The 17,969-nt window shown below is 49.5% G+C and carries 16 protein-coding genes and 1 other annotated feature; of the genes, 12 read left to right on the top strand and 4 right to left on the bottom strand.

The window, feature by feature from the left end; all coding sequences use genetic code 11:
- Positions 1-227: 227 nt before the first annotated feature.
- The 3 genes from gpt (at position 228) to crl (ending at position 2,519) form a co-directional block, all read left to right on the top strand.
- Complete coding sequence (gene gpt / locus JK198_RS13345) at positions 228-686, top strand: xanthine phosphoribosyltransferase (RefSeq protein ID WP_212708778.1); 459 nt, start codon at positions 228-230, stop codon at positions 684-686.
- A 117-nt stretch (positions 687-803) separates the two neighbouring features.
- Complete coding sequence (frsA, locus tag JK198_RS13340; protein ID WP_212708777.1) at positions 804-2,054, top strand: esterase FrsA; 1,251 nt, start codon at positions 804-806, stop codon at positions 2,052-2,054.
- 66 nt (positions 2,055-2,120) lie between these two features.
- Positions 2,121-2,519, top strand: coding sequence for a sigma factor-binding protein Crl (crl, locus tag JK198_RS13335; RefSeq protein ID WP_212708818.1), 399 nt, complete (start codon positions 2,121-2,123; stop codon positions 2,517-2,519).
- 49 nt (positions 2,520-2,568) lie between these two features.
- Here the strand turns inward: crl and JK198_RS13330 are convergent, their stop codons facing one another.
- Positions 2,569-3,675: a porin gene (locus tag JK198_RS13330; protein ID WP_212708776.1), complete on the bottom strand. Its 1,107-nt coding sequence runs from the start codon at positions 3,673-3,675 to the stop codon at positions 2,569-2,571.
- 240 nt (positions 3,676-3,915) lie between these two features.
- Between JK198_RS13330 and proB the strand changes: the two genes are divergently transcribed.
- The 6 genes from proB (at position 3,916) to tyrA (ending at position 10,409) form a co-directional block, all read left to right on the top strand.
- Positions 3,916-5,019 carry a glutamate 5-kinase gene (gene proB, locus JK198_RS13325; RefSeq protein ID WP_212708775.1) on the top strand — a complete coding sequence of 368 codons (1,104 nt, stop codon included), beginning with the start codon at positions 3,916-3,918 and terminating at the stop codon, positions 5,017-5,019.
- A 9-nt stretch (positions 5,020-5,028) separates the two neighbouring features.
- Positions 5,029-6,282 (top strand): glutamate-5-semialdehyde dehydrogenase, encoded by a 1,254-nt coding sequence (gene proA, locus JK198_RS13320; RefSeq protein ID WP_212708774.1) that lies wholly within the window; start codon positions 5,029-5,031, stop codon positions 6,280-6,282.
- A 287-nt stretch (positions 6,283-6,569) separates the two neighbouring features.
- On the top strand, positions 6,570-7,064 hold the full coding sequence (locus tag JK198_RS13315; protein ID WP_212708773.1) for an RcnB family protein: 495 nt from the start codon (positions 6,570-6,572) through the stop codon (positions 7,062-7,064).
- Positions 7,065-7,102: 38 nt separating this feature from the next.
- On the top strand, positions 7,103-7,534 hold the full coding sequence (locus JK198_RS13310; protein ID WP_212708772.1) for an RcnB family protein: 432 nt from the start codon (positions 7,103-7,105) through the stop codon (positions 7,532-7,534).
- A gap of 673 nt (positions 7,535-8,207) precedes the next feature.
- Positions 8,208-9,284, top strand: coding sequence for a 3-deoxy-7-phosphoheptulonate synthase (locus tag JK198_RS13305; protein WP_212708771.1), 1,077 nt, complete (start codon positions 8,208-8,210; stop codon positions 9,282-9,284).
- Between the two features lie 3 nt (positions 9,285-9,287).
- Positions 9,288-10,409 carry a bifunctional chorismate mutase/prephenate dehydrogenase gene (gene tyrA, locus JK198_RS13300; RefSeq protein ID WP_212708770.1) on the top strand — a complete coding sequence of 374 codons (1,122 nt, stop codon included), beginning with the start codon at positions 9,288-9,290 and terminating at the stop codon, positions 10,407-10,409.
- Positions 10,410-10,459: 50 nt separating this feature from the next.
- Here tyrA and pheA read toward each other — a convergent pair whose 3' ends face one another.
- The 3 genes from pheA to bamD form a co-directional block, all read right to left on the bottom strand.
- Entirely contained in the window at positions 10,460-11,620 is a 1,161-nt protein-coding gene (gene pheA / locus JK198_RS13295; protein WP_212708817.1) for a bifunctional chorismate mutase/prephenate dehydratase, read from the bottom strand.
- Positions 11,621-11,652: 32 nt separating this feature from the next.
- Positions 11,653-11,777, bottom strand: a sequence feature (Phe leader region).
- A 94-nt stretch (positions 11,778-11,871) separates the two neighbouring features.
- Complete coding sequence (gene raiA / locus JK198_RS13290) at positions 11,872-12,198, bottom strand: ribosome-associated translation inhibitor RaiA (protein ID WP_212708816.1); 327 nt, start codon at positions 12,196-12,198, stop codon at positions 11,872-11,874.
- 331 nt (positions 12,199-12,529) lie between these two features.
- Positions 12,530-13,264: an outer membrane protein assembly factor BamD gene (gene bamD, locus JK198_RS13285; RefSeq protein ID WP_212708769.1), complete on the bottom strand. Its 735-nt coding sequence runs from the start codon at positions 13,262-13,264 to the stop codon at positions 12,530-12,532.
- Between the two features lie 128 nt (positions 13,265-13,392).
- Between bamD and rluD the strand changes: the two genes are divergently transcribed.
- The 3 genes from rluD (at position 13,393) to clpB (ending at position 17,801) form a co-directional block, all read left to right on the top strand.
- Complete coding sequence (gene rluD, locus JK198_RS13280) at positions 13,393-14,373, top strand: 23S rRNA pseudouridine(1911/1915/1917) synthase RluD (RefSeq protein WP_212708768.1); 981 nt, start codon at positions 13,393-13,395, stop codon at positions 14,371-14,373.
- Positions 14,370-15,101, top strand: a complete 732-nt coding sequence (yfiH, locus tag JK198_RS13275) for a purine nucleoside phosphorylase YfiH (RefSeq protein ID WP_212710736.1) — start codon at positions 14,370-14,372, stop codon at positions 15,099-15,101. The genes rluD and yfiH overlap by 4 nt, the downstream gene beginning before the upstream one ends.
- A 126-nt stretch (positions 15,102-15,227) precedes the next feature.
- Positions 15,228-17,801: an ATP-dependent chaperone ClpB gene (gene clpB / locus JK198_RS13270; RefSeq protein WP_212708766.1), complete on the top strand. Its 2,574-nt coding sequence runs from the start codon at positions 15,228-15,230 to the stop codon at positions 17,799-17,801.
- Positions 17,802-17,969 lie beyond the last annotated feature (168 nt).

The following is a 17,969-nucleotide window of genomic DNA, read 5'->3' as shown; positions in this document are numbered from 1 at the left end:
CAGCGTGACCCGGCAGTATCAATAGGGGGACAGAGGAAGTAAACGACTCTCTGTCAGTATTTCCTGAGAATACCATTGATTAGCGGCTGGCGGGGGTGTTGTCGGGGAAAAAAAGCCCCTGACGGCAGCGGATGCTGGTTTTTAGTGCGGCATATCCTTATAATCCCGCGCAAACTTTTTTATTGCACTTAATTCAGGTCATCTGTATTGGCCGGGGACTCCTTTAAATGAGCGAAAAATACGTAGTTACCTGGGATATGTTACAAATCCATGCCCGTAACCTCGCCCGTCGTCTGCTGCCAGTTGAACAGTGGACAGGTATTATTGCTGTCAGCCGTGGTGGTCTGGTTCCTGCGGCACTGCTGGCCCGCGAATTAGGGATCCGCCACGTAGATACGGTCTGTATCTCCAGTTACGATCATGACCATCAGCGTGAGATGAAAGTGGTTAAACGTGCTGAAGGTGACGGCGAAGGGTTTATCGTGATTGATGATCTGGTGGATACCGGTGGCACCGCTAAAGCTATCCGTGATATGTATCCGAAAGCGCATTTTGTCACTATTTTCGCGAAACCGGCAGGGCGCCCGTTAGTCGATGATTATGTGATCGATATTCCACAGAACACCTGGATTGAACAACCCTGGGATATGGGTGTGTCTTATGTGGAACCTATCGTAAAAGATTAACTGTTTCTGTTGTAGCATTCTGAAAATTCAGGATGCTACTTTTTATTTCCTGCCATCGCCTCCGCGTCTTCCCTCAGGTACACTGCTTAATCATCATCCGGTAGCGGAGTTGTGATCATGCAGGAAAAGAATCTTAGTGAAGAATTATTTAAACCCAGATTTGAACACCCTGAAACCTCATCGTTAGTACGCCATCTTCAGTGCAGCACGGCAGGGGCCTCTTCTTCTATGGCCGCCAGATCGCCCCGGTGCTGGTATCGGACGCTGATGCCACTGGTCTGGCACTGGCGTGGATTACCTCTGGTCGAAATCAATGAAGTCTTATCACGAATTGCCGCCAGCCCGCTGGCCAGAACTAATGAGCAACAGCTGGACACGATAAAGGGATACCGTAACGGTAACTGGATTTATGAATGGTCTGTGCAGGCGGCACACTGGCAGCAACTGGCGCAGCAGCAACAGGACAGCGCTCTCGCTGGTCAGTATTGGCTGCATGCGGCTAATTTATTCAGTGTCGGTGCCTATCCACATCTGAGTGGTGATGAATTGGCGGATCAGGCCCAGTTACTCGGATACCGTGCCTATGAACAGGCCACCCGCTTCTTATCCGGAGAGCTGAAAGCACTCAGTTTCAGACTGGACGATGGTAAGACGATTAACGCCTTCCTGCATATGCCGGAGCAGGTAAAGCCCCCTTATCCGACGGTAATGTTATGTGGTGGTCTGGATACCCTGCAACTCGATCACTTCCGCCTGTTTCACGACTACCTTGCTCCCCGGGGGATGGCTATGTTAACCATCGATATGCCCTCGGTGGGGTACAGTTCCCGCTGGCGATTAACTCAGGATACCAGTATGCTGCATCAGCAGGTATTACGACAACTGGCTGATATTCCGTGGATTGATCATCACCGGGTCGGCGTCTGGGGACAACGCTTCGGGGCGAATGTCGCGGTCCGGCTGGCCTATCTTGAAATTCCGCGTATACGCGCTGTTGCCTGTCAGGCGCCGATCGTCCATAGTCTGCTGACCGACGAAGCACTGCAACAGGCTGTGCCAGATATGTTTCTGGATATTCTGGCCAGCAGGCTGGGAAAAACCACCCGCAGTGATACGACTCTGGCGGCAGAAATGAATGCTTATTCTCTGAAAGTTCAGGGATTACTCGGCCGAAGGACTCCGGTGCCTGTATTATCAGCCTACTGGAAAAATGATATTTACAGCCCGGTGGAAGACTCCTCCCTGATCTGTAATTCATCGGCGCAGGGTAAATTACTCTGTATTGCAGATTCTCCGGTGATGGCCTCTTTTGAAAACGGGATGGTTCAGATCAGTGACTGGATGGCTCAGCAGTTGAGCAGTAATTAAACGTAAGCGCTGATATTATTGACAGGCTTATTAAAAACTGACCAAACACATAATGGAGATGACGTGATGGCCTTACCTGGCGGACAACTGAGAGGGCGTCTTTTACGACGTTTTAATGAGCTTGGCCCTTATCTCAGAGAAGATAAATGCGGAGATAAGAGTTTCTTTTTCGATTGTCTGGCCGTCTGTGTCAACGTTAAACCGGCGCCGGAAAAACGCGAATTTCTCGGCTGGTGGCTGACACTGGAAGCAGAAGAAAATCATTTTACTTACCACTACCATTACGGATTGTTTGATAAAGAAGGCAACTGGCAAGTCCGGGATATTAAGGCCGGGGAAGATCAACAGAGTGTTGAACAGACATTGCAAAAGTTTTTTCCGCGGCTGGATGCGTTATTACAGAAAATGGATGTTGTATTAACGCCGGCTGCCGGGGCTGAGTCTCTGGTGGCGAAAAGCGAATAACTCTCGGGGGCAGATAATTATCTGCCCCCGAGAAACTGGCTGATTAATATCAGAACTGATAGGTCAGACCGACGGCAACAACGTTATCGGTATTCAGTGACAGACGGTTATCATTTTTCAGCTGGTTAATTTTGTAGTCAACGAAAGTAGACATATTTTTGTTGAAGTAATATGTAGCGCCGACATCGATATATTTCACCAGGTCAGCATCGCCAATACCATTTTCAATATCTTTGCCTTTCGTCTGTACATAGCCCAGTGACGGACGCAGACCATTGTCAAACTGATACTGTGCCACCAATTCGACGTCCTGCGCTTTATTGGCTGCGCCGGTCACAGAGGTTCCGGTAATACGGTTAGTACCACTGATAGGCGTCATATTGGTTGTCTGGGTAAAGATAGCGGCCAGGTAAATCTGGTTCGCATCATATTTTATGCCTGCGCCCCAAGAGTTAGCCTTATCACCGTGACCATAGGTTGCAGCCTGCTGGCTTTTGGTACGGTTAGAACTGGTAATGGCACTCATCAGGCTGACACCGCTGTCACCCAGGGTATAACCTAAAGACGCACCAAAACCGTCGCCGTTCTGACGGGTAATATCTGTACGGGCATTAGTGGTGTTATCATCATTTTTGCCCTGATACTGTACGGCAAAACGTAAACCATCAACCAGGCCGAAGAAATCATTGTTACGCCAGGTCAGTAAGCCTGTTGCACGCTGGGTCATAAAGTTATCTGCGCGCGCAGTACCGTCTCCGCCAAACTCAGGGAACATATCGGTCCAGGCTTCAACGTCATACAGAACACCGTAATTACGGCCGTAGTCGATAGAACCTAAGGTCGGGTTACGCAAACCGGCAAAGCCAAGGCGGGTTTTATTACCGGAGTTGGCATCGGAGCCTTCAGAGTTATTCAGGTTATACTGATATTCCCACTGGCCGTAGCCGGACAACTGGTCATTGATTCGGGTGACACCTTTAAAGCCGATACGGGCGTATGAAGTATCGCCGTTAGCTTTTTTATTATCGCTCATGTAGTGCTCGGCTTTTACTTTACCGTAAAAATCGAGGGTATTGCCGTCTTTATTATATACCTGAGCAGCATGAGCAGCAGAGGTCAGGCTGCATAATAAAAGTGCCACAGTGGTCTTTTTCATAAGGTGGTATCCCGGTTATTTAAATGTTTGTTATCGAAAAATTCTGAAAGCGCAGCAACTTTTTACTTAACAACCATTAAAGATTTATGACACACCGGTATTTTTGGTAAAAAAAATAAAAATCCCCCCTGTGGCGGGCAGGAAAATTTTTTATCTGCTGATCCCTATGGATAAAAGGTTGGATTCCTGTGCGACACCTGCTAAAAGGAAGGTTTGTTTATTGGTTAGGTGGCAGGACTTATGAGTGGCAGTCAGACCCTGGTGGTCAAGTTGGGGACCAGTGTACTAACCGGCGGTTCACGCCGGTTAGATCGTGCACATATCTTGGAGCTGGTACGGCAATGCGCGCAGGCTATTGATGCCGGACACCGGATAGTGATTGTGACGTCCGGCGCTATTGCGGCAGGACGTGAGCATCTGGATTACCCCGAACTGCCCCCCACTATCGCCTCTAAACAGCTGCTGGCTTCCGTCGGACAGAGTCAGCTGATTCAGGTATGGGAACAGTTATTTGCTATTTACGGCTTACATGTCGGTCAGATGCTGCTTACCCGTGCCGATATGGAAGACCGGGAGCGTTTCCTGAATGCCAGAGATATGCTGCATGCATTACTGGATAACCGCATTATTCCGGTGATCAACGAAAATGATGCCGTTGCAACGGCAGAAATTAAAGTCGGTGATAATGATAATTTATCGGCGCTGGCGGCCATACTCTCCGGCGCAGATAAATTACTGTTGCTGACAGACCAGCAGGGATTGTTCACCGCTGATCCAAGAAATAACCCTGAGGCACAGCTGATTAGCGATGTGCATGTTATTGATGATGAATTAAGAATGATCGCCGGCGGAAGTGTTTCCGGCCTGGGGACCGGAGGAATGGCAACCAAGCTGCAGGCGGCTGATGTAGCCTGTCGCGCCGGGATTGATGTGATTATTGCCAGTGGCAGCCAGCCGGTATTAATCAACAATATTCTTAACGGTCAGCCTGCCGGTACCCTGTTCCACGCTCAGAAAAACCGGCTTGAAAACCGTAAGCACTGGATCTTCGGCGCACCTCCTGCAGGTACTATTACCATTGATGACGGTGCACTGAATGCATTACTGGAGCGCGGCAGTTCACTGTTGCCCAAAGGTATTTGCCAGATTCAGGGCGATTTTTCCCGGGGGGAAGTTATTTCTATCCGCAGCCTGCAGGGGCGGGATATCGCTCACGGTGTTTCACGCTATAACAGTGATGCGTTGCGGATGATTGCTGGTCATCATAGTCAGCAAATCAGTGAAATACTGGGGTATGAATACGGTCCGGTTGCGGTTCACCGCGACGATATGATTGTCAGTTAAGGAGTTGTTATGCTGGAAACTATGGGTAAAGCCGCGCGGGCAGCCTCTTATCAGCTATCTGTTTTAACAACAGAACAAAAAAATCAGGTACTGCTGACAATAGCCAGTATGCTGGAACATGAGTCTTCTGCTATTTTGGCGGCGAATGGCGAAGATGTTGCGCGGGCAAGAGAAAATGGTATGGGGGAAGCCTTACTGGATCGTCTGACCCTTACCTCTGAACGGCTAAAAGGGATTGCTGATGATGTCCGCCAGGTATGTCATTTGAAGGATCCGGTGGGTCAGTTAATCGATGGTGGTTTACTGGACAGTGGTCTGCGCATTGAGCGCCGGCGGGTACCTTTAGGGGTGATCGGAGTAATTTATGAGGCCCGGCCGAATGTAACGGTAGACGTTGCTTCTCTGTGTCTGAAAACGGGGAATGCGGTTATTTTACGCGGAGGAAAAGAAACCTTCCGGACCAATGCCATGACCGTAAAAGTGATTCAGAAAGCACTGGCGGCCCATGATATCCCTGAAGCTGCTATCCAGGCGATCGAGAATCCGGATCGTCAGTTGGTCAGCGAAATGCTGAAGATGGATCGTTATATTGATATGCTGATCCCGCGGGGCGGTGCCGGGTTACATAAACTCTGTCGTGAACAGTCGACGATCCCGGTGATCACCGGCGGCATCGGGGTTTGTCATCTGTATGTTGATGAAACAATGGAGACTGACGCAGCGCTGGAGATTATTGTTAATGCTAAAAAACAGCGACCAAGTGCCTGTAACTCACTGGAAACCCTGCTTATCCACCAGGATATTGTTACCGAATTTTTACCGCGTTTCTGCCAGCGTATGGCTGCTGAGCAGATCACTCTGCATGCTGACGAAAATATTTTGCCGGAAATCCGCAAGTTTCAGCCGGACGTACAGCGGGTCAGAGCTGCAGAATATGATGATGAATGGTTGTCCCTGGATCTGAATGTCAAACAGGTTTCTTCACTCGACCAGGCCGTCAGCCATATCCGTGAGCACGGGACCCAGCATTCAGACGGTATTCTCAGCCGCAGCCTGAAAAATGCCAATCAGTTTGTCAATAAGGTCGATTCTTCAGCGGTATATGTCAATGCCAGTACAAGGTTTACTGACGGAGGTCAGTTTGGTCTGGGGGCCGAAGTGGCGGTAAGTACCCAGAAACTCCATGCCCGTGGCCCGATGGGCCTGGAAGCCCTGACAACCTATAAATGGGTTGCCTGGGGAGAGGATACATTGCGTAAATAATCTGCACAGCTCTCCCTGTCCTCAGGGGCAGGGAGAGGGCTGCCGGCGATTTCTGGCAGAAATTACTATCCCCGGTTATTCACCACTTCTTCTTACGATGTTGTTTTATTCTTACGCTGTCGTCTGTGGCTGGTCAGTTAATGGCGGCAGAGTAAAGATTACGTTAAGAAAACTCATCGATGTAATGCCTGTTCACACTCCTGAAAATTAAACCAGGAATAATCCCCATAACATGCTCACAGGGCTTCAGCATAATTACCGGCATATTTCCTGTGAGGAACATAACAATGAAACGTATCACTATTGCTTTATTAACCACAGTACTGCTCACCGATGGGGTTATGATTTCATCCGCAATGGCAGCTCCCGGCGATCAGCAGGGAGGTCAGTTTGTCCCCCGACAGCAGGAGAACGGGCCACAGCATCAGGGCAATATGTCTCAACAGCGTCCGGATAACAGACAACAGCAGGGGAACGGGCCGGGACAGCGTCCGGATAATGGTCAGTACCGGTCTCAGCAGGCAGGGGAACACGGCGGCGGATCGCCCCGTCACCGGCAGGCTGAGCGTTTTGCTTTTCATGGTAACGATTTCCGCAGAGGCCATGAGATGCCGCAAAATTACCGCGGACCGCAATACCGTGTGAATGACTGGCGTGCCCGCGGATTAAATCAGCCGCCACAGGGTCATTACTGGGCCAATATCAACGGTAATTATGTATTGATGGCCGCAGCGACCGGAATAATTACTTCAATCATTCTCAATGGTGCTTTGTCGCACTGACGGATGAGCACAGGCAATATCAATTTCCGGAGGAAAAGATGGCTAAATCACGGAAGGTCTTAGTGACCTCAGCACTGCTACTTTTTGCGGCAATATCTTCTGTATCTGCCAGTGCGGATGACTATGATCACCGCGGACCACCCGGCGACGGATATCATGATCATGATGGCCGCGGATGGAGAGGCGGTGACTACGGGCCAGCGGGCCCTCATGGCGGACCACACCGGCATGGACCAGGCCCTGATGAAAGAGACTCTTTTGCCTGGCAGGGACATCATTTTGAGCGGGGAGGCTATGTTCCCCATGATTTCCGCGGGCCAGACTACCGTGTAGATGACTGGCAACGGCGCGGGTTACCGGAACCACCCCATGGTCACCGCTGGTCCTATATTGATGGTAATTATGTGCTGGTGGCGGTCGCGACCGGGGTGATTACCTCAATTATTTTAAATAATGCTTTTCATCCTTAGAACACAGGGTACGCAGGCAGGTCTCCGGCGCTAAAGTTGCCAGAGACCTGCCCGCGCATACTTTGATCGTTGCAGAACAAGAACAGGTTCAGTACTGCTCAGCCAGCTGTCCGGTGTCTGCAACGCCCTTTGTTCCTGTCATCAGTACGTTTAATCTTCGCTAACCTGTCCCGTTTTTGCTGCGCGGGGAAAGGTGCTGTCTGTCATCCTTCGGTAATTCCCGCTACGATCAGAGAGACATCAGCCACGCGGAACCTGTACTAAAAAGGCCGGGTTCGGCCATCAGCAAGGTTCAGAAATAGAGACATAACAAAAAGTTCGCAGCCATTCATTTCCCGATATCCCCGTCAGGAAAGTCTGCGGATAGCCTGGGGCTGTTTATTTCTATGTATAGTTTTCTTGCGCCCGGAACCCCGGCCTATTGTCATTCCCGTTAGCAGAAAACAACACCGCCAGGCTTTTTACTCTTATTTATCGAACACTAATAACTTCAGTAGTTTATCCAGGATTGGTGTAATCAAATGTTTACATTAAGAGTGAGATTAAGGCTTTAAATTGATTTTTGTAAACATAAGTGTACACCATATGGATTGAATACTTTACTTATTGTGATAGTCTGTCGAGCAGTAAATATAATCAGACTGTCAGCGGCCATATCAACAGGATCCTAACCATGCACAAAGATGCACTGAATAACGTACATATTACTGATGAACAGATAATGATTACCCCGCAACAGCTGAAAGCCCGCTTTCCGCTCACAGAACAGCAGGCATTACAGGTTGCTGAATCCCGCCGGGTTATCTCTGACATTATTTCGGGAAAAGATCGTCGTTTGCTGGTGGTGTGCGGACCATGCTCGATTCATGATCCTGAGGCAGCTCTCGAATATGCCCGTCGTTATAAAGTGCTGGCGGATAAATACAGCGACAGTCTTTGCCTGGTGATGCGTGTTTATTTTGAAAAACCACGTACGACAGTCGGCTGGAAGGGTCTGATTAATGATCCGCATATGGACGGATCTTTTGATGTTGAACAGGGGTTACATATTGCCCGCGAACTGCTGGTGAAATTAGTAGCGATGGGGCTGCCTCTGGCCACTGAAGCGCTGGATCCTAATTCGCCACAATATCTGGGGGATCTTTTCAGCTGGGCAGCTATCGGAGCCCGCACCACAGAATCCCAGACTCACCGTGAAATGGCATCCGGCTTATCCTTACCCGTTGGCTTTAAAAACGGTACCGATGGCAGCCTGAGTACTGCGATTAATGCATTACGTGCCGCAGCTATGCCCCATCGCTTTATGGGGATCAATCAGGCGGGGCAGGTCAGTTTACTACAGACCCGTGGTAACCCGGATGGTCATGTGATTTTGCGTGGCGGAAAAACCCCGAATTACAGCCCGACAGACGTTGCTGCCTGTGAAAAAGAAATGCAGAAGGCAGGATTGAAACCTTCATTGATGATAGATTGCAGTCATGGCAATTCCAGTAAAGATTTCCGCCGTCAGGCAGCGGTAGCAGAGTCAGCGATGGCACAAATCAAAGACGGCAACCGTTCTGTTATTGGATTAATGCTGGAAAGTAATATTTATGAAGGGAATCAGTCATCCGAACAGCCACGTTCTGAAATGCGTTACGGCGTCTCGGTGACCGATGCCTGTATTAGCTGGGAAACGACAGAGAATCTGCTACGCGATATCCATCAGGATATGTGCTTTGCGCGGCAGACCTCAACAGAGGTGTTATAAGTCATGGTGGCAGAGCTGACCGCGCTACGCGATAAAATTGATGAAACAGATAAAGCACTGCTGGAATTACTGGCGAAGCGTCTTGAACTGGTTGCAGAAGTTGGTGAAGTAAAAAGTCGTTACGGGCTACCCATTTATGTCCCTGAACGTGAAGCCAGTATGCTGGCTTCGCGGCGTAAGGAAGCTGAACAGCTTGGGGTTCCTGCCGATCTGATTGAAGACGTTTTGCGCCGGGTGATGCGTGAATCCTACTCCAGTGAAAATGATAAAGGATTTAAAACACTGAAGCCTGATTTGGGGCCGGTAGTGATTGTCGGAGGAAATGGCCAGATGGGGCAGCTATTCAGCAAAATGCTGACCTTGTCAGGGTATCAGGTTCGCTCACTGGACAAAGATGACTGGGGACAGGCTGAACAGCTGCTTGCCGGTGCAGGGATGGTGATCATCAGTGTACCTATCCATCTGACTGAGCAGGTGATTAATCAGCTGCCACCGTTACCGGAAAACTGTATTCTGCTGGATCTCTCGTCGATCAAAAATAAACCATTACAGGCGATGCTGGCTGCGCATCCGGGACCGGTACTCGGACTTCATCCGATGTTTGGCCCGGACAGCGGAAGCCTGGCAAAACAGGTGGTGGTATGGTGTGACGGACGGCAGCCGGAAGCTTACCAGTGGCTGCTTGAACAAATTCAGGTATGGGGGGCACGTTTACATCGCACCAGTGCCGTGGAACATGACCAGAATATGGCCTTTATTCAGGCGTTACGTCATTTTGCGACCTTTGCCTATGGGTTGCACTTAGCGGAAGAAAATATCGATCTTGCTCAGTTACTGGCCTTGTCATCACCTATCTATCGTCTCGAACTGGCAATGGTGGGGCGCTTATTTGCTCAGGATCCCCAGTTATATGCGGATATTATTATGTCTTCGGAATCAAATCTGGCATTAATCAAACGTTATTATATGCGGTTTGGTGAGGCGATAAGTCTGCTGGAAAGCGGGGATAAAGCTGCATTTATTGAAAGCTTCCGGGGGATTAAACACTGGTTTGGTGACTACGCTGATTCGTTTCTTGCCGAAAGTCGCGGACTGTTACGTTCGGCGAATGATAATCGCCAATAATATTTGCGGATGATCTTTCACGGGCACCTTTCCGGTGCCCGTAATTGCTGTCAGCCTGCGGAGACGGGAATAACATCCTCTCCCGGGTAACAGCCCAGAACCTTAATAAAACGGGTCAGTGCCGTCAGCTCTTCAATCGCCTGTTTCATTGCTGCCGAATGAACGTTGGCCTGAATATCGAGGTAAAACATCTCTTCCCACGGATTCCCGTGAATAGGACGGGACTCCAGTTTTGTCATAATCAGCCCCTGTTTTCTCAGTACCAGCAGCGCATCGACCAGAGCTCCCGACTGTTGCCCCGTAGCCATCAGTAAGGTCGTTTTTGCAGGGACCTGCTCGGATACGCGAACCGGTTTACGTGCCAGGATAATAAAGCGGGTGATATTTTGCTGCTGATTGGCCAGATTACGTTCCAGTACCTGCAGATTATAGAGTTTACCGCCGGCCTCACTGCCCAGAGCCACAGCACCTTTATCCTGCATGGCCGCGACTTTTTCCATTGCAGCCGCGGTACTTTCTGTGTACTCAATTTTCCAATGAGGGTAGCGGTTCAGAAACTGACTGCATTGCTGGAAAGGCTGTGGATGGCTGTACACTGTAGTGATGTCGTCCAGTGATGTTTCTGCAGGGACTAATACGCAGTGATCAATCGGCTGGGTCATTTCTCCGACAATATGTAACCGGGTATGTTGTAGCAGGTCATAGACATCATTAATCGACCCTGAACTGGTGTTCTCCAGTGGCAGCACGGCATAATCCGCCAGACCGGAATCCACCTGTTGTAAAATATCCTGAAATTTACTGCAACCAATCTCGGTCAGGTGGGCGAAGTGCCGTGATGCATACTGGCGGGCAGCGAGGTGTGAATACGAACCTTTAGGTCCGAGGAAAGCGATCCTGGCACTGTTTTCCTGAGGCTGATTGAGCGCTTTTTGCAATAATGCCTGCTGAGTCAGGACCGACTCTTCAATAATCAGCTGAAATACACGGGTGACAAAATGGCTGTCTAACGATAGCTTTTTACCTTTATTAATCAATAATTCAAGCAGCTGTTTTTCTCTTTCTGCATCGCGGACCGGCCGGTGGGTTGCCAGTTTAAAGTTACCGACTGCGACTGCAACATCCCGTCGTTCGGCCAGTAATGCCAGCAGCTGATTATCCAGCTGGCTGATTTTGTCCCGCAAATGCTCTAAAGAGTGGTCGGCACTCATCATTGTCACCTGTATCCTGTTATTTTAGTCCCAATAAAAAAGCCTCCCTGGGGGAGGCTTTTCTGTTCGTCTTCTCATTCATTCTTACAGGACGAATCATCTCCCGGGAGCGATTAGGCTAAAAAAGAATGAGAAGAAAAACAGGGTAGTCTGCATGTGATATTCCTTAACTGACAGAGTCCGAGAGTAGCTTTTGCTGCGGGATGCGTCAACTAAAAACGCGCCCGAAGGCGCGTCATCAATCACAAGGATTATTCGGCAGGAATAATATCTTTTACACTGGCTGAAGCTCTTCGTGCTTCACCTTTATGCTGAACTTTATTCAACTGGCGTTCCAGTTTATTAATAAGTTCATTGATAGCCGCGTACATATCCTGGTGACGGCCGGTCGCGACCAGTGGACCATTAGGGGTATTAATGGTCGCATCTGCGACAAATTCTTTAGGTTCTTTCGAGAGTACGATATGCGGGTTGATCAACGGTGTCTGCCATTTCTCAAGTTTGGTAATACGCTCTTCAACATGGTTGCGGATAGCGTCGGTAATTTCCATTTGTTTGCTGGTGATATTAATGATCATCGCACTTACCTCTCTCGTTACCATAGGTTGACTACCAGAATAACGGCTTGTGCTAACAATAATGTGATCTGCATCACAAAATAAAGTCACTTTTTGTCAAAGCGGTGGTTTTGAGAAAATGGCAGAGAAATTCAGCTGACCTGTTGTCTGCCGTAAAAATGCTACCTCAGAGCGATGGCTGAAAATTTCGTGTTACCCGGACATCGGCAGAGCGATTATCTGCAGGCGGAAAAAAAGAAGCCGCCGCGTTATCCGCAGCGGCGTTCTTAAAGGCTTAACTGACAAGCATTAGTCTGATGACGGCCTGTGCTGAATCAGATTCAGACAGTCGTTATTTACTGCGGTTATCGGCGATCAGTTTAGCCACTTTAGCGGCTTCAGTATTCATCTGCATTTGACGGTAAGCATTTTCCATCAGAGGCAGTGCCTGATGAGTAGCCCGGGTATCAGGATAATTACTGAGCATACCCTCTACACGGTTAACAACCGCGACATAGGCACCACGTTTGGTATAGAATTGCGCCACAGAGAGTTCATATTTTGCCAGGCGGTCTTTCAAAGCCACCATCCGTTGCCTTGCATCGGCCGCATACTGACTTTGCGGGTAGTTTTGTAATAACTGAGAAAAATCAGTAAACGCCTGGCGTGCATTACTCGGGTCTCTGTCAGAACGATCGATTCCGAAGAAATGCTGCAACGCTGATTCATCCAGTGACATGTCCGTCAGGCCTTTCATATACAGGACATAGTCAATATTCGGGCTGGTCGGATTCAGACGCATATAGCGGATAATGGTTGCCTGTGCCATTGGCATATCACCATTTTTATAATAAGCGTAGATCAGATCAAGCTGTACCTGCTGGGAGTAAGGCCCGAACGGATAACGATTATCCAGAGCTTCCAACTGGGTAATCGCTGCTTTAAAGTTCCCGTCCTGCAATTTTTGCTGGGCAGTTGCATAGATAACTGACGGTGGGTTGTCCGGGACGATGTCTTTAGAGCCGGAACATCCCACCAATGCCAGGCCCAGAGTGGCAACGGCCACCAGATGTTTCATACGCGTCATGACGAAATGATTATCCTCAAAGTTTTAGCAGAAGCTTTCTGTGAAGCTTCCGGTGATGATCAGCTAAGATAGCACATTATAGTAAACGGCTTTGCCGTGAAAACCCAACGTTAACGAAAGAAGCTTATATGGCACAACAAGTACAACTCACCGCGACAGTCTCCGAAGCGCAACTTGGACAACGCTTAGATCAGTCTTTGGCGGAATTGTTCCCTGATTATTCACGTTCTCGCATAAAAGACTGGATTTTGCAGGGACGGGTAACCCTTAACGGGGTGACAGCAACGATCCCGAAAGAAAAAGTTTTTGGTGGCGAGCAGGTAAACATTGATGCCGAAATTGAAGAAGAGGCCCGCTGGGAACCTCAGGATATCGCACTCGATATTGTTTACGAGGATGATGATATTTTAGTTATCAATAAGCCGCGAGGTCTAGTGGTACACCCGGGAGCGGGCAATCCGGATGGCACGGTACTTAATGCCTTACTGTATCATTATCCGGCGATTGCCGACGTACCGCGTGCCGGAATTGTCCATCGACTGGATAAAGACACCACCGGGCTGATGGTCGTGGCAAAAACGGTACAGGCACAGAAACATCTGGTTGACTGCCTGCAACGTCGTGAAATCACCCGTGAATATGAAGCGGTGGCGATTGGTACAATGACGGCTGGTGGTTTGGTCGATGAACCGATTTCCCGCCACCCGACTAAGCGTACTCATATGAGTGTGCATCCGATGGGTAAGCCAGCGGTGACCCATTACCGCATTATGGAGCATTTTCGTGCTTATACTCGCTTACGCCTGCGGCTTGAAACGGGACGAACTCACCAGATCCGTGTCCATATGGCACATCTGAGCCACCCGCTGGTTGGTGATCAATTATATGGCGGACGCCCGCGGCCACCCAAAGGAGCATCTGACGACTTTATTTCCGTATTACGGAAATTTGACCGGCAGGCCCTGCATGCCACCATGCTGCGTTTATACCATCCGATAACCGGTATTCAGATGGAGTGGCATGCGGCATTGCCTGAGGATATGGTGGAACTGATTGAAGCAATGAAAGCCGACACCGAATTACATAAAGATGAAATGGACTGGTTATGAGTTCATTGATTATCCCGGACTGGCCGGCCCCGGCCAATGTCAGAGCTTGCTCCACAACCCGTACTGGCGGATTCAGCCAGGGCCCCTGGAGCAGCTTTAATCTGGGAGCGCATGTTGCGGATGATCCGCAACATGTTGAAAGCAACCGCCGACAGTTGTGCCAGATTGCCGGGTTACCCGCGATGCCTGTCTGGCTGACACAGGTGCATGGCAGCAGGGTAGTCTCGCTACCCGCAGGCCCGGAAGAATCGATGACTGCTGATGCCTGCCGGACAACAGTCGCCGGTCAGGTGTGTGCGGTAATGACCGCTGACTGTCTGCCGGTGATCTTCTGTTCGAGGGATGGCCGCCAGGTCGCCGCGGCCCATGCCGGATGGCGTGGCTTGTGCGATGGTGTGCTGGAAAAAACAGTGGACGGGTTTGACTGCCCGCCGTCTGAGATTCTTGCCTGGATGGGCCCGGCGATCAGTCAGCAGGCTTTTGAAGTAGGGCCTGAAGTTCGCGATGCTTTTGTGACGGTGGATAAAGCCGCCGGACAGGCTTTCCGTCCGCGTAATCATAAATTTATGGCTGACCTCTGGTTACTTGCTACTCAGCGATTAAACCGCGCCGGAGTGACTGCTGTTTCGGGCGGCGGGCGTTGTACCTATCAGCAAAGTGAAGATTTTTTCTCTTATCGCAGAGAGAGTATCACCGGACGTATGGCAACTTTGGTGTGGCTGATATAGTCTTAGCCGCTGGACGATCCAGCCCGTATTAATTTTTCTTTGTTTTCCGGGTCATTAAACTTGAATATCTGAGGGATTGGCCTCATTTAATCTCCTGTAGCATTTTGACCTTTAACAGGAGGAATTATGCGTCTGGATCGTCTGACCAATAAATTTCAATTAGCACTGGCTGATGCTCAGTCATTAGCGCTCGGTAACGACAACCAATTTATCGAACCTCTCCACCTTATGAGTGCATTACTGTCTCAGGAAGGCGGATCGGTGCGTCCTTTACTCTCCTCTGCCGGGCTGGATGTTGCGGCAATGCAGGAGAAGATCACCGGGGCGATTAAACAGCTCCCACAGGTGGAAGGCAGCGATGGTGATGTTCAGCCTTCTGCGGATTTAATTCGCGTCCTGAATGTGTGCGACAAACTGGCGCAGAAACGCGGTGACAGTTTTATTTCATCTGAACTCTTTGTACTTGCTGCTTTGGAATCACGCGGATCTCTGGCTGATATACTAAAATCAACAGGGGCGACCGGTGAAAAACTTACCAGTGCGATAGATCAGTTGCGTGGGGGCGAAAAAGTGAATGAACAAGGTGCCGAGGATCAACGGCAGGCATTACAAAAGTATACTATCGATCTGACCGAACGGGCAGAGCAGGGCAAACTGGATCCGGTGATAGGCCGTGATGAAGAAATTCGTCGAACCATTCAGGTACTGCAACGGCGTACTAAAAACAACCCGGTATTAATCGGTGAACCCGGGGTCGGTAAAACAGCGATTGTTGAAGGACTGGCCCAGCGAATTATTAATGGCGAAGTTCCTGAGGGCCTGAAAGGGCGCCGGGTACTGGCTCTGGATATGGGGGCGCTGGTGGCCGGGGCAAAATTCCGCGGGGAATTTGAAGAACGGCTGAAAGGTGTCCTCAATGATCTGTCAAAACAGGAAGGTAACGTCATCCTGTTTATTGATGAACTGCATACTATGGTTGGGGCCGGTAAAGCCGATGGTGCGATGGATGCCGGTAATATGCTTAAACCAGCCCTGGCAAGAGGTGAGCTGCATTGTGTTGGCGCGACTACCCTGGATGAGTATCGTCAATATATAGAAAAGGATGCCGCACTGGAGCGTCGTTTCCAGAAAGTACTGGTCGCTGAGCCGACAGTTGAAGACACCATTGCGATTCTGCGTGGCCTGAAAGAACGTTATGAATTACATCACCACGTACAAATTACCGATCCGGCAATTGTTGCAGCGGCGAATCTGTCGCACCGCTATATCGCTGATCGTCAGCTGCCAGATAAAGCCATTGACCTTATTGATGAAGCCGCGTCAAGCATTCGTATGCAGATTGATTCTAAACCTGAATCACTCGATCGGCTGGAACGTCGTATTATCCAGCTAAAACTGGAACAGCAGGCACTGAAGAAAGAATCAGATGATGCCAGTGTAAAACGGCTGGAAATGCTGGAGACGGAACTCAGCCAGAAAGAACGTGAATATGCTGAGCTTGATGAAGAATGGAAAGCAGAAAAAGCCTCATTAAGCGGTACTCAGAATATTAAAGCTGAACTGGAGCAGGCACGTATCACTCTGGAACAGGCTCGTCGTACGGGTGACCTGGCGGAAATGTCAGAATTACAGTACGGCAAAATACCTGATCTGGAAAAACAGCTGGCAGCAGCCACTCAGGCCGAAGGCAAATCAATGAAAATGTTACGTAACCGCGTAACTGACGTTGAAATTGCAGATGTACTGGCCCGCTGGACCGGTATCCCGGTGGCAAGGATGATGGAAGGAGAAAGGGATAAACTGTTGCGGATGGAAGAGTCGTTACACAGTCGTGTCATCGGACAAAATGAAGCCGTCGAAGCTGTGTCTAATGCTATCCGTCGTAGCCGTGCCGGACTGGCAGATCCGAACCGGCCGGTAGGTTCTTTCCTGTTTCTCGGCCCGACAGGGGTAGGTAAAACAGAATTGTGTAAAGCACTGGCTGATTTTCTGTTTGACAGTGATGAAGCCATGGTGCGTATCGATATGTCCGAGTTTATGGAAAAACACTCGGTCTCCAGGCTGGTGGGGGCACCTCCGGGTTATGTCGGTTACGAAGAAGGCGGCTACCTGACCGAAGCCGTCAGACGTCGTCCGTATTCAGTTATCTTACTCGACGAAGTTGAGAAGGCGCATCCGGATGTATTCAACATTCTGTTACAGGTGCTGGATGACGGACGCCTGACTGACGGACAAGGGCGCACTGTTGATTTCCGTAATGCGGTTATCATCATGACCTCTAATCTGGGCTCTGATTTAATTCAGGAACGGTTTGGTGAACTGGACTACGGCGAGATGAAAGCACTGGTAATGAGTGTTGTCGGACACCATTTCCGTCCGGAGTTTATCAACCGTATAGATGAACTGGTGGTCTTCCATCCGCTGGGGGCAGAACATATCGCTTCAATTGCCCGGATTCAGTTGCAACGTTTGTACCATCGTCTTGAGGAGCGTGGCTATCAGTTGCATATCTCGGATGATGCTCTGAAACTGCTGGGACAGACCGGGTTCGATCCGGTATATGGTGCGCGTCCACTGAAAAGGGCAATACAGCAGGAAATAGAAAACCCGCTGGCACAACAGATATTGTCCGGAGATTTAGTGCCGGGAAAAATCATCGAAATGGATGTCAGTGACGGAAAAATAGTCGCACATCAGTAATCAGGATGTTGTTTACCAGCAAAAGCGGACATTTAATGTCCGCTTTTGCTGCCTCAGGGGCCTGGTTTGTGGGTTTTTACGGCGATAAGCATAAAAACCCGCCAGTCAGTAATTAATTTAAAATAAACCCTTGCCAGAAAAAATTAACTCCCTATAATGCGCATCCAC

The sequence above is a fragment of the Tatumella sp. JGM91 genome (genome assembly GCF_018257575.1).
Lineage (GTDB): Bacteria > Pseudomonadota > Gammaproteobacteria > Enterobacterales > Enterobacteriaceae > Tatumella > Tatumella punctata.
This window is presented reverse-complemented; position numbering and strand designations above follow the sequence as displayed.